This is a genomic window from Mycobacterium sp. SMC-21, from assembly GCF_045310825.1.
GTDB lineage: Bacteria > Actinomycetota > Actinomycetes > Mycobacteriales > Mycobacteriaceae > Mycobacterium.
Genome location: NZ_JBJIAO010000023.1, coordinates 71,886 through 84,172, shown reverse-complemented (window position 1 = coordinate 84,172; position 12,287 = coordinate 71,886). Strand labels below are relative to the sequence as shown.

At 67.5% G+C, this 12,287-nt stretch carries 10 protein-coding genes; 3 read left to right on the top strand and 7 right to left on the bottom strand.

What is annotated here, in order from left to right; genetic code table 11:
• Positions 1-83 precede the first annotated feature (83 nt).
• The 5 genes from ACJH6H_RS20415 to sigC all read right to left on the bottom strand — a co-directional run bounded on the left by ACJH6H_RS20415 (position 84) and on the right by sigC (position 5,065).
• A complete protein-coding gene (locus tag ACJH6H_RS20415; protein ID WP_406775667.1) occupies positions 84-641 on the bottom strand; it encodes a DUF5134 domain-containing protein in 558 nt (185 codons plus the stop codon).
• Between the two features lie 28 nt (positions 642-669).
• On the bottom strand, positions 670-1,128 hold the full coding sequence (locus ACJH6H_RS20410; protein ID WP_064858735.1) for a hypothetical protein: 459 nt from the start codon (positions 1,126-1,128) through the stop codon (positions 670-672).
• Positions 1,129-1,227: 99 nt separating this feature from the next.
• Complete coding sequence (locus tag ACJH6H_RS20405) at positions 1,228-2,133, bottom strand: hypothetical protein (RefSeq protein ID WP_212812083.1); 906 nt, start codon at positions 2,131-2,133, stop codon at positions 1,228-1,230.
• Between the two features lie 67 nt (positions 2,134-2,200).
• Positions 2,201-4,429 carry an EspA/EspE family type VII secretion system effector gene (locus ACJH6H_RS20400; protein WP_406775666.1) on the bottom strand — a complete coding sequence of 743 codons (2,229 nt, stop codon included), beginning with the start codon at positions 4,427-4,429 and terminating at the stop codon, positions 2,201-2,203.
• Positions 4,430-4,510: 81 nt separating this feature from the next.
• A complete protein-coding gene (gene sigC, locus ACJH6H_RS20395; protein WP_029105716.1) occupies positions 4,511-5,065 on the bottom strand; it encodes an RNA polymerase sigma factor SigC in 555 nt (184 codons plus the stop codon).
• A 108-nt stretch (positions 5,066-5,173) separates the two neighbouring features.
• Here sigC and ACJH6H_RS20390 point away from each other — a divergent pair, with 108 nt between their 5' ends.
• Positions 5,174-7,423 carry a heavy metal translocating P-type ATPase gene (locus tag ACJH6H_RS20390; protein ID WP_406775665.1) on the top strand — a complete coding sequence of 750 codons (2,250 nt, stop codon included), beginning with the start codon at positions 5,174-5,176 and terminating at the stop codon, positions 7,421-7,423.
• A 64-nt stretch (positions 7,424-7,487) separates the two neighbouring features.
• On the opposite strand, the gene ACJH6H_RS20385 is transcribed toward ACJH6H_RS20390, so the two are convergent.
• Positions 7,488-9,422, bottom strand: coding sequence for a cytochrome c oxidase assembly protein (locus ACJH6H_RS20385; protein WP_406775664.1), 1,935 nt, complete (start codon positions 9,420-9,422; stop codon positions 7,488-7,490).
• A 113-nt stretch (positions 9,423-9,535) separates the two neighbouring features.
• On the opposite strand from ACJH6H_RS20385, the gene ACJH6H_RS20380 reads away from it, so the two are divergent.
• Positions 9,536-10,909 (top strand): PepSY-associated TM helix domain-containing protein, encoded by a 1,374-nt coding sequence (locus tag ACJH6H_RS20380; RefSeq protein ID WP_406775663.1) that lies wholly within the window; start codon positions 9,536-9,538, stop codon positions 10,907-10,909.
• Positions 10,906-11,562 carry a DUF5134 domain-containing protein gene (locus ACJH6H_RS20375; RefSeq protein WP_406775662.1) on the top strand — a complete coding sequence of 219 codons (657 nt, stop codon included), beginning with the start codon at positions 10,906-10,908 and terminating at the stop codon, positions 11,560-11,562. Before ACJH6H_RS20380 ends, ACJH6H_RS20375 begins: the two co-directional genes overlap by 4 nt.
• On the opposite strand, the gene ACJH6H_RS20370 is transcribed toward ACJH6H_RS20375, so the two are convergent.
• Positions 11,559-12,272, bottom strand: a complete 714-nt coding sequence (locus ACJH6H_RS20370) for a zf-HC2 domain-containing protein (RefSeq protein ID WP_212812078.1) — start codon at positions 12,270-12,272, stop codon at positions 11,559-11,561. The genes ACJH6H_RS20375 and ACJH6H_RS20370 overlap by 4 nt on opposite strands.
• Positions 12,273-12,287: the final 15 nt, after the last annotated feature.

Here is a 12,287-nt window from a genome sequence, read left to right as displayed (position 1 = left end):
GACAACCGGACCTGGCACCCCGACACGCCCCAAATCGCCACTGCGGCGGCTTGACACGGTCATTGAGAGTCCTTTCGAGAGGGTCAGACGGCCATGACGGCGAAGGCGGCGCTCATGCCGAGCGCCATGAGCAGGTCGGCGTACGGGCGCTTCGGCCCGCGCACCAGCAGGTAGAACCACCACAGCGCGGCGGCGCAGAATCCGATCGCGAGCACGATGCACACCACGGTGAACCATCCGGGGGGAGTCACGGCCACGGCGCCGTGGCCGAGGTGGGCGCTGTGGTGACCGGAGGCTTGAGCTGTCGCCACGGGAACGCCCGCATTGGGCGCCATCAGCAGGCCCATCAGTGCCATCGCAGCCATCATCGTGCAGTGGTAGACGGGGTGCGGTAGCTCGAAGCCGAACAGGGCCAGGTAGGCGAAGTACAGCGCGCCGGCGGTGAACACCAGCACGTACAGCAGCGGCGACACCTGCATGCCGGCGGGCCAGAGCATCGCGATCATGCCCACCGAGGCCAGCGCATGCAGCACCCCGACGCCACGCTGTCCGGGCACCCGCCGTCCGGCACCCACGAACAGCAGCGCGGCCACCGCGAACACGGCAGTCAGCGCCCAGCGCAGGGCAGAGTCGGCGATCACGCTGTCATTGGTCGTACGAAAGGGGGCTTCAGTTCCCGGCGGGCTTGAACCGCATGTCGGGCTGGGACCGCTCCAGCGGCGTCAGCACCACACCCAGCCAGCAGACCGCCAGCACCGCGGCAGCGACGAAACCGGCCAGCGGCCACCACACCGAGACTCGCGCCGGTGACGTCTGGCACCACCAGACCGCGCCGAACCCGGCGGCCGTGGCCACGCCCGACAGGTACAGCGCCGCGCAGCACACACGAAACCGCTTGCGCCACAGCGCCGTTGCCGATGCAATCGCGGCCAGGGTGAACAGGATGGCGACGACCTTCAGCACCCACCGATGCGATTCCGACCAGCTGACCCCGGCAGACAGCACCAGCACGACGATCGCGACGGCGGTGGGGTAGCGGCGGGCGGGACCGATCCAGACCTCGTCGAACACCCGGCGCCCGATGGCGCTCAGGGTGTGCTCGAGATCGATCGCGTGGCGGGTGGACAAGCCGAACTCCGTTCAGTCTGTAGACCAGTTTCGCAGAGTTGGTCGGACGCGCGGCAGTGTGGGTTCCGCGGTGGGTCGGCCGACGCTCTCGCCCGGGGCCTACCGCGGAGGAGCTCCTGCTCGGATCGTGCGGCTCACGCGGCCGAAATCATCGATCGCTGCGCGCTGATCCGGAATACGACTGGTGAATGCGGAGATCATGGCGGAGTACTCCGCCCAAGCCGCTTCACCGAACTGCAGCCGGACCTGTGATGGTGACATCAATTCGCTGTTGTTCGTGAAGTACTTGGGCGAGATGTCGGCATTCGGTCCGGTCGCCGTCGCGCGGGCGAAGAGGTAGTTCAGTTCGGTTTCTTCGATTCCCTGGGACCAGCCGGAGTTCGGGTCAACGGAGCGCACACCGGCTGTCGCGGCAAGTGCGGTCAGGCGCGCGACGGCCGCCACAGGCTCGCTCAGCGCTTTCGATGCGCCCGGCTGACGCCGGATGACTTCAGACAAGCTGTCCTGATACCTGGCTACCTGCCGGTCGATCGCCTGCCCGAGTATCAATGAGCTTGTCGGGTCGCTGGCGAGGACCGCAAGCAAACTGCGAGTTTTGGGCATTGCGCTGTCGAGTGCATCCAGCGGTGGAAACTGGGGTGTCAGTTGATCCTCGGTGACCAGGCTTCCGAGGTACGGGACGATAGCCAGCGTGTAGCTCTGAGTGAGGCCTGGGTTTTCGTTGCCCAGCTGCTCGAGAGAATCCGAATTGGCGGCGAGGTAGGTCGCAATGGTGTGAGCCGTCTCGGCCGCGAGTGCCCGGTCATCAGGGTTGGGTCCGGTTGCGGCCGCGGGTATCCATTGGAACCAAGCGGTGACGCGATTGGATTGATCGCCCCATTTGTATGTGGAGACTGATTTCAGGAACTTTTGCCCGGCCGGGCCGGGGGCGATCTGGTGTATGGATTTCGGGTCGGAATCCCCGGGCAGGTCCGGTGCGGACGGCGGATGAGAACACCCAGGCACGAATACGAGGGTTGCGAATACTGCCGCAAACCACCGATGACCGTAGCGAACATTTAGCAAGTGATTGCTACTTCCTGGCGGGAGGGATTTGATCCAACGGTGCGTGGTAATTCTTGCCGAAATTTATAATCGACGAATCGAGAGAACGTTGTTGATTCGCGAAGTAGCGTTCTAGCGCGGCAGAATAATCGGACCATCCGGCTTCTCCGTATTTCGCTCGAACTTCGGCAGGCGTCATCAACACTCCGGAACCGTTGTTGGTGAAGTACTCGGGCCCGATGTCAGCATTCGGTGTGTGTACCAGCTGAGCTGCGACTGTGTATGCGACTTGGGTGGACGCGTTCCCCAATCCCTGGCTGCCGCTTGGGGTGTCAATGTCAGGGGTGGAGTAGTCCCCGGGGAAACTGTCGATTTTCGGCTCTTTACCGATCATCGCGTCTTGGAAAGCCGAATGCGCGCGGTCGAACCCCGGAAGGTTCTCGCCAACCACGTCCCAAGCCAACTTCTTCATCTCCCACGCGTCATGTGCGCGGTCAAATGCACTTGCCTGGGTATTGTTGCCGTGCTGCTGTACTTCCATGAAAACTCCGGCATCAACGAGGCCGATTAGTCGACCCGCTCTGTCGAGGTCGGCTCGATGGGGGCTTGTACCGGTAATATTCGGATCCGTTTTTGCGGCTTCGGCGAATGATTTTTCGTAGTCCATGGCAGTTTTGTACGCATGGGCATTGAATTCTTTGGCTGCGTCGGGATTCGAGTCCATTACCGCGAACAGTGATCGGGTGTTATGTAGATTGCTGCCGAGTTGGTCCAGTGGTTCGAAGCCATGCTTATTCTCGCCTACCATGTCGGACTGGTAGGGCAGGAGTCCATGAGCCATGCTCTGTACCAACTTTGGATCCATCTCGCCGAGGCTGTGGTGACCGGGAAGATTGAGTAACTCTCCACCATGCACGCCGACGTAGTTGGCGTAGGCGTGGGCAGTTTTGGCGGCAATATCGGCATTCGGACCATTCGCCTCCTCGTTTGTCCAACTGAACAACGATCCCGCCGCAGCACCGTTGTCCTTCCAGGCATGAGTGGTGATGTCGTGGATGAAATCGTTGCCTTTGTTGCTGGTGACGAGGTCGGATACCGCAGTATGGTCGCGGCCCGCCGACTCGAAAATGCTGGAAACCGCGGGATCGATCCATGGGTCACGTTCACCCTCGCCCTTGACGCTCGCCGGGTCGTGCTCCCAAATGGGGGTATCCATTATTCGATCGGCTTTGTTGAGCATTTCCCGATCCAAACTGGTTCCCGCTTGTAGCGAGGAATTGCCATCCTTGACAATTCCCGAAATATCGTGCATTTGGTCTATATATTCTGCGCCAGGCGATTTTATCGCTGTCTGTACGCTTTGTGGAAGATTGTTAAATCCACCCTTCGTCATATCGTTCGGGTTGTCGAGGTCGCCCGGGTGTAGTGGAGTCTTCGGGAACTGCACCTTGTCGTTGCTCATCAATTGCCAGGAATTGGCGATGATGCCCTTTTGGTCGCCGAGGCGTTGTTCTGCGGCCTTGAGATCTTTGATGCTCATGCCGTTCTGCTGAGCCTGCATCTGACTGAGATACGAGCCTTGTTCGGGACTCAGCGGCTGTCCTGGCTTGATCGTGTCGAGTACATCACCGACCCGCTTCGCAGCTTTCTGGTCGCCGGCCAGCGCGTCATGCACATCTTTTTCCGCTCTCCGGCGAGCGTCGTCATCCTTCTCGCCCGTGAGTTTGTCGACGCCATCTTTGTCGCCGGGGCCTTTATCCTTCGGATCGCCGCCTAGCTCGTCCCAACCGGCTTTGAGGATATCTACTCGCCCCGCGATAGACGCCATTTCATTGTGCGTGCGTCGAATAATCTCGGAGATCTCGCTGCTGCCTTTAGAAACCACCGAGAACAGCTGTGCGTCTCCAGCGGCGGTTTTTGGCAAACCGGCGGCCGCATCGTTCACCCATTGGCGTACTGCGTCTAATTGTCGCCGACCTGCTAACACGGCATCGGCCGAGCGGGTGATCTCCACACCCATTTTCTGATCGAGTTCGGCCATGCGGCCGAACTTACGGGCGCGGGCGTCGTTGGCGTCGGCGTACGCATCGGACGCTGAGCCGGTCCAGTGAGAACCCGGCGCAGCCGACTGAGTTTGAGATTGGAGGTCGCGGAATTGGGAGCTCTTGTCGTATCCGCTGCCGTCCACCGGGACGCCCTCACCGAACGTAGCCCGCGTTTGGCCCCAAATCGCATTGAAGGCATCCAATGCACCCACAGCAGTTGACCTCCCCGCACTGTTGTGGGGTTCAGTCTATGGCGCCCTACGTCAGGTCAGGCCCGCCAATTTCGCAGCGACTCAGCCCGCGCTCTGGTCCTGATTCCCCGCCCGCAGCAGATCGTCGCGGGCCCGGGCGACCCGGGAGCGGATGGTGCCGACGGGGCAGCCACAGATTTCGGCGGCCTCGGCGTAGGACAGGCCCAGCACCTGGGTCAGCAGCAGCGCTTCCCGGCGGTCGGCGTCGACGCCGTCGAGCAGCATGCGGATTTCGACGATGTCCTCGAACCGGGCGGTCGGCTGGTGCATGTCGATGACGGTCTCGGGCTCGATGGCGGCGCTGCTGCGCGGCCGGCACTGCTTGCGCCGGATGTGGTCGACGACGACGCGGCGCGCGATCGACAACAGCCAGGTGCGGGCCGTCGACCGGCCGCGGAACCGGGGCAGCGAGCCGAGGGCGCGCAGGTAGGTCTCCTGCGTCAGATCGTCGGCGCTGCCGGGCTCGTCGAGGTAGGCGACAGTGCGCCAGACATCGCGCTGGGTAGCCTTGATGAACTGCTCCAATGCGGCGCGATCGCCCCGGCCGGCCGCCAATGCGAGGCGGGTCACCTCGTCGTCGTCGCCGCGGCTGTTCACAGGCCGACCATATGCGACGGTTGCCGGGAACTCACAGCCGGGCACGTCCGACCATTGATTTGGTAGCCCGCACAGCGCAGGACACGACCGGGGGACAATAGGAGGATGATGACGGCCAGCACAGCGGTCGACGCTGCCGCAGCTGCCGACGACAGTGCGGCCGCGCGCCGGGTGCAGCTCGACGTGACCGGCATGACGTGCGGCGCCTGCTCCGCGCGAGTCGAGCGGACGCTCAACAAGATGCCGGGTGTCCGCGCCTCGGTGAACTTCGGCACCCGCGTGGCCACGGTCGACGCCCTTCCCGAGATCGCCGATTCCGAGCTGTGCGACGCGATCCGCAAGGCCGGTTACGACGCCGAGCCCCGCTCCGGCGTGATCGCCGGCGACCGCGACGACGAGGATCTGTCGCACGCCCACTACCTGCTGCGCCGCCTGCTGGTGGCCGCGGTGCTGTTCGTCCCGCTCGCCGATCTATCGGTGATGTTCGCCGTCGTCCCCAGCACCCGTTTCACCGGTTGGCAGTGGGTGCTCACGGCGCTGGCGCTGCCGGTCGTGACATGGGCCGCCTGGCCGTTCCACCGCGTCGCGTTGCGCAATGCCCGCAATCGCGCGGTCTCCATGGAGACCCTGATCTCGGTCGGTGTGTCCGCGGCCACGGTCTGGTCGCTCTACACGGTCTTCTTCGGACACCACGCCACCGAGGCCACCGGCATCTGGCAGGCGCTGGTCGGCAGCGACGCGATCTACTTCGAGGTCGCCGCCGGCGTCACGGTGTTCGTCCTGGCGGGCCGCTACTTCGAGGCCCGCGCCAAGTCCAAGGCGGGCAGCGCGCTGCGGGCGCTCGCGGCCCTCAGCGCGAAGAACGTCACGGTCCTCCTCGCCGACGGGACCGAAATGGTCATCCCGGCCGAGGAACTCGCCGAACAGCAGAAGTTCGTGGTGCGCCCCGGTCAGACCATCGCGGCCGACGGACTCGTGGTCGAGGGCTCGGCCGCCGTCGACACCAGCGTGATGACGGGCGAGGCCAAGCCGGTGCGCGCGACGCCCGGCAGCAGCGTCATCGGCGGCACGATCGTGCTCGACGGACGCCTGATCGTGGAGGCCGCCGCGGTCGGCGCCGACACCCAATTCGCCGGCATGGTGCGACTGGTCGAGGAAGCGCAGGCGCAGAAGGCCGAGTCGCAGCGCCTCGCCGACCGTATCGCCTCGGTGTTCGTACCGTGCGTCTTCGCCATCGCCGCGCTGACCGCGCTGGGCTGGGCCCTGGCCGGCGCCGGTCCCGACAAGGTTTTCGCCTCCGCGTTGGCGGTCCTGGTGATCGCGTGCCCGTGTGCGCTGGGTCTGGCCACGCCGACGGCGATGATGGTGGCGTCCGGACGCGGCGCCCAGCTCGGCATCTTCCTCAAGGGGCACCGTTCGCTGGAGGCGATCCGGGCCGTCGACACCGTCGTCTTCGACAAGACGGGCACCCTGACCACCGGGCACCTGGCCGTCACCGCGGTCACGGCCGCGGACGGGTGGGAGTCCGACGACGTGCTGGCCCTCGCCGCCGCGGTGGAGTCGGCGTCCGAACACGCGGTCGCGGTGGCCATCACCACGTCGGCGCCCGAGCATGCGGAAGTCGTTGATTTCCAGGCTGTTCCCGGTCGCGGCGTCGTCGGCACGGTGGGGGACCGCGAGGTGCGCATCGGCAAGCCGGCCTGGGCGGCCGGCCGGGCCGTGGTGCCCGCGGCCCTCGCGGAAGCGCGGCGCGGCGCGGAATCCCGCGGCGAGACAGTGGTTTTCGTGGCCGTCGACGACGAGCTGTGCGGTGCCATCGCGGTCGCTGACGCGGTGCGCGAATCGGCGGCGGGTGCCATCGCGGCGCTGCACGAGCGTGGGCTGAAGACCATCCTGCTGACCGGCGACAACCCGGCGGCCGCCGCCGCGGTGGGTGCCGCGGTGGGGATCGACGACGTCATCGCCGATGTGCTGCCGGACGGCAAGGTCGACGTCATCCAGCAGCTGCGCGACCGCGGCCGCATGGTCGCGATGGTCGGTGACGGCATCAACGACGGCCCGGCGCTCGCCTGCTCGGATCTGGGCCTGGCCATCGGCCGCGGCACGGACGTCGCGATCGGCGCTGCCGACATCATCCTGGTCCGCGACAGCCTGGATTCGGTGCCGCAGGCCCTGGACCTGGCCAAGGCGACCATGCGCACCATCCAGTTGAACCTGGTGTGGGCCTTCGGTTACAACATCGCCGCCATCCCGGTGGCCGCCGCCGGGCTGCTGAACCCGCTGATCGCCGGCGCGGCGATGGCCTTCTCGTCGTTCTTCGTGGTGTCGAACAGCCTGCGCCTGCGCAACTTCAAGTGATTTGTGCACGATTTTCCGCGCGTGACGCGGAAAATCGTGCACAAATCACTGGTTGACGTCGGGGTTACTGCTGGCCGCGCTGGCGCGCCAGCTCGCGCAGCATCGCGTTGTAGGCATCCAGGTCGTCGTCGGCATAGTCCGCGTCGGCGTGCCGGTCGGCGCGGGAGGCGGCGCGGCGATCCTGCCGCGCCCACTGTGCCACCAGGGCGATGACGACCAGGATCACCGGCAGTTCGCTCGAACCCCACGCGATGGCGCCGCCGAGGTGCTGGTCGGCGCCGATGCTCGAGAGCCACGGCAGGCCGACGAACTTGTAGAACGGTCCGCCGATGGTGTCGGTCATGGTCATGGTCGCGATGCCGAAGAACGCGTGAAAAGGCATGACCGCGAACAACAATCCGAGCCGGCCGAGGAACGGCAGGCGCTTGGGGCCCGGGTCGATGCCGATGATGCCCCAGTAGAAGAGGTAGCCGACCAACAGGAAGTGCACGCTCATCAACTCGTGGCCCCAGTGGTAGCGGACGAGCGTGTTGAAGATCGGGGTGAAGTACACGGCGTACAGCGACGCGACGAACAGCACGAACGCCACGATCGGATTCGACAGGGCGGCGGTGACTTTCGAGTGCACGAGCCACAGGATCCATTCGCGGGGTCCGGGCGGGGCGCCCTCGCCGGCCGCGGGCAGGGCGCGCAGCGCCAGGGTCACCGGGCCGCCCAGCACCAGGAGCACCGGCACGAACATGTTGAGCGTCATGTGCTCGCCCATGTGGACGCTGAACATCGCCGAGCCGTAGGCCCGCACACCCGAGCTACTGGTGAAAAGCAGTGCCGCGCAGCCGATCAGCCACGCGAGCAACCGGCCCACCGGCCACTCGTCGCCGCGGCGCCGCAGCTTCAGGTAGGCGTAGAGATAGGCGCCGGCAAGCACCAGCGCACCGATGCCGATGAACGTGTCGAACCGCCAGACCGTCAGCAGCCGAACCACATTCGGCGGGTCGGGCAGCTCGTAGCCGAGGAAGACGTCCCAGGTCGTGTACTTGTGGTGCAGCAGGCGCGGCGCGGTTTGCACCGCCATCGCGGACACCGCGGCGAGCGCCGTGAGCGCGGGCAGGCAGGTCGCCAGCCGGGACGGCTTGGCGCGGCGCAGCGCCGCGGCATCGGTGATCCACGACGCCGCCAGCGCGATCGCCGCGACGATGGCCCACCGTCCGTAATCGCTGCCCGTCAGCCCGGGCGGGCCGAGTTGTTCGGCCAGCAGCAGCACGCCGTAGATCAGGGCCGCGGTGCCGCAGGCCACCTGGATGACCAGCACGCGCCGGTAGAGGTCGGCGGCCGGCGGGCTGATGACGGCCGCGATCTTCGTACCGGCCAGCACGGCCAGCGCCACCGCGAACACGATGACCGCGCTGGTCGTGTAGTCGTGGTCCGGCCCTTCGCTGGCATTGCCGGTCACCGGCAGCGCCAGGACCCCGATCACGCTCGGGAGCAACAGCACGACCATGGCGATCCACCGCACGCTGAACCGCAGCGTCAGCGCCACGACGGCGGCGCACAGCGTGGCGGCGATCCAGCCACGGGCCATCTCGGATGCACCGATGGCCTCACCCAGCCGGCCGCTCTCGACCAGCCGCAGGGCCGGCGCGCCGGCGTCGGTCGCTGCCTGCACCACCACCATGAACGCCGCGGCGACCAGCCAGACCAGCGAAACCCGTTCCAGCACAAGGTGGATGCGGTAAGTGGGCGGGTCGATGACGCCCTTGGAGTCGGGCCTGGCGGTGGTCACGATGTACAGCAGGCCGCCGAGGCAGATCGCGGCGGCGAGGACGGCCGTGAAGTAGCCGACCGGTTCGGCCACAGCGGTGAACGTGCCGGGGTAGCTGTCGCCCGTGGCGACGAAGCGCTGGTCGCCCGAGATGAGTGCGTAGGTGACCAAGGCGGCGACCGCGGCCAGATAACCCAACAGCGGCAGCGTGATCCCGCCCGCCCGGTCCGAGCCCATCGAAATACCGGCCTTCCACCTGAAGAACTGATCACGCCCAGTCTACGACCAGGTGTCGTAGAAATTTTCCGGGCGCAGGAACTCCTGGCGCCGCGGGCCGACCAATACAAGTTGTGAGTCACACCCAACTGCCCGAATCGGACGTTGCCGTCGCGTCCGATCCGTCGGCGTGGAAGCGCTTCCGCCCGGCATTGCTGCGGCTGCACTTCTACGCCGGCCTGTTCGTCGCGCCGTTCATCCTGATCGCAGCCGTCACCGGGCTGCTGTACGCGGTGATCCCGCAGATCGACAGCGCGGTGTACCGGCACGAGCTCACCGTCGACCACGTCGGCGACCGGCAGCTGCCGCTGGCCGCCCAGCTGTCGGCCGTCCGTGCCGCGCACCCGGAGGGCACCGTCACCAGCATCCGGCCGCCGGCCGCGCCGGACGAGACGACGCAGGTGACGCTCGCGGTCGACGACGTCCCCGCCGACTATGCGCGCACGGTGTTCGTCGACCCCTACACGGGCGCGGTCCGCGGCGCCCTGACCACCTACGGCCAGTGGCTGCCGGTGCGGGCGTGGTTCGACGAACTGCACCGCAACCTGCACCTCGGGGCCTTCGGCCGGAACTACAGCGAGCTGGCGGCCAGCTGGTCGTGGGTGATCGCCGGCGTGGGTCTGCTGCTGTGGATCGGGCACAACCGGGGACAGCCGCGGCGGCTCGTCGTCCCGGATGTGCGGGCGACCGGGCGGCGCCGGCTGCTGTCGTGGCACGGCACCCTCGGGGTCTGGGTCCTGGCGGCGGTCGCGCTGCTGGCGGTGTCGGGCATGACGTGGTCGCGGTTCGCGGGGGAGAACGTGGCCCAGTTGCGGACGCAGCTGAGCTGGACCAGCCCGTCCGTCGACACCGCACTGCCGGGACAGGCCGCCGGGGCGACGCTCGACGAGACCACCGCGCTGCGCGGCGCCGACGCGGCGCTGCAGGTCGCCCACGATGCCCACCTGCGGACACCGATGTGGATGTATCCGCCCACGACGGCCGGCCAAGGCTGGCAGGTCGCTGAACGCAAGCGTGACTGGCCGACGCAGTACGACGCGATCGTCGTCGACCCCACCACGAACGCAGTGACGGCGCGCCTCGACTTCGCCGAGTGGCCGCTGATGGCCAAGATGACCGACTGGGTCATCGACCTGCACATGGGCGTGCTGTTCGGCCTGGTCAATCAGCTGGCGCTGATCGCGGTCGCCCTCGCCATGATCGTCGGGATCGTGCTGGGGTACCGGATGTGGTGGCGCCGGCGGCCGACCCGCGGCGCCGGGTTCACCCTGCCGACCGGGCAGCGGCGCGGTGCGCTGTCGGCGCTGCGGCCCTACGAGGCGGCGCTGCTGGTGCTGGTTCTCGGCGGCGTCGGGTGCTTCGCCCCGTTGTTCGGCCTCACGCTGGCTCTGTTCGTCGCGGTCGACGTGGCACTGGGCTGGCGCCGGCGGCGGCAGGCGACGCGGTGATCGCGGACATCTGGCTCCGGTTGCTCGTCACCGGACTCTTCCTGTTCAGCGCGGCCCAGTGTGTCTACGCCCTCGTCACAGCCCGCGAGAACCGGACGTGGGCCGACCAGACCAGCCGCGCGCTGCACCTGGTGATGGCCGTGGCGATGCTCGTCATGGCGTGGCCGGCCGGGATGGGCGTGCCCAACCGGCCGCCGCTGGTGTTCTTCCTGCTGGCGGCCGGCTGGTTCGCGGTCCTCTTGGTGGTGCGCTCCGGCCATCGGGTGGCCGACGGCTATCACGCGGTGATGATGCTGGCGATGGCGTGGATGTACGCCGTGATGGACGGGCGGGTGCTGCCCGGTCAGTGCGCCGGGACCGCGGCCGAGGCGTCGCAGTCGGCGTCGTCGATGCCGTCCATGCCGGGCATGGACATGTCCGGGACGCCGGCGCATGCGGGCCCGATGGGCGGCTGCGGGCACCCGTCGGCGTGGGTCGACGCCGTGAACTGGGTGGTCACCGCGTTGTTCGGGGCCGCTGCGTTGTGGTGGGCCATCCGCTACTTCACGGTGCGGCAGGAGCCCCCCGACGCCCCGGCCCGCCTGTGGTTCGCCGTGGCGTGCCAGGTCATGGCGGCGGCCGGCATGGCGATCATGTTCGCCGTGATGATCTAGGCCGCATTGCCGTCGGTGGGCCACAGGTGGCCCCGGCGGCGGCCGCGGGAGGCGTTGTCCGGCAGCGTGATGTCGTCGAGCGTGGGTGCCGCGTCGCGGTCCGGCCGCGGCGGCTCGCCGGCATGGCGGCGCCACACCAGCACCGTCAGCACCACCCCGGCCAGCGCCGGCAGATGGCTCAGCATGCGGACCGCACCGACTGCTCCGGTCAGTCCGTCGACGACGACGTAGCCGGTGAGCACGAGGGTGAACACGCCGCCGACGATCGCCAGGCCCATCGCCGCGGTCGGGCGGGCGGCGGCGACCAACATGCCGACGCCGAGTGCGACGGACCACGCCGTCGACTCGTTGACCACATGTCCGCCCGCGGCATGCCCGACGTGCACGCCGATGCTGACGCCCGCCGCCTGCAGCACGGCCAGGACGATCTGGATGGCGCCCACCACCGCGAGGCCGATGCGCAGCCAGTCGAGGCCGGGGCGGGTTTCGGGGAGCGCGGTCTGCGAGACCGTGTCGGCCACGGCGGTGATCCGGGTGCGGTCGGCGGCGATCAGCCCGCGCAGCAGCTGCATCTGGCTGTCCAGCTCGTCCTGCCACTGCCGGCACTCGGGGCAGGACGCCAGGTGCTCGTCGACGCGGCGCGCGGGGACGGGTTCGTGCTCGCCGTCCATCCGCGCGGACAGCGCCTCCCGGGCAATCTCGCACTCCACATCGTCAATAGTCGC

Excerpts from the sequence above, each read along its gene's own strand:
- ACJH6H_RS20385 (WP_406775664.1), bottom strand. The coding sequence starts at position 9,422 with ATGGGCTCGGACCGGGCGGGCGGGATCACGCTGCCGCTGTTGGGTTAT.
- ACJH6H_RS20390 (WP_406775665.1), top strand. The coding sequence starts at position 5,174 with ATGACGGCCAGCACAGCGGTCGACGCTGCCGCAGCTGCCGACGACAGT.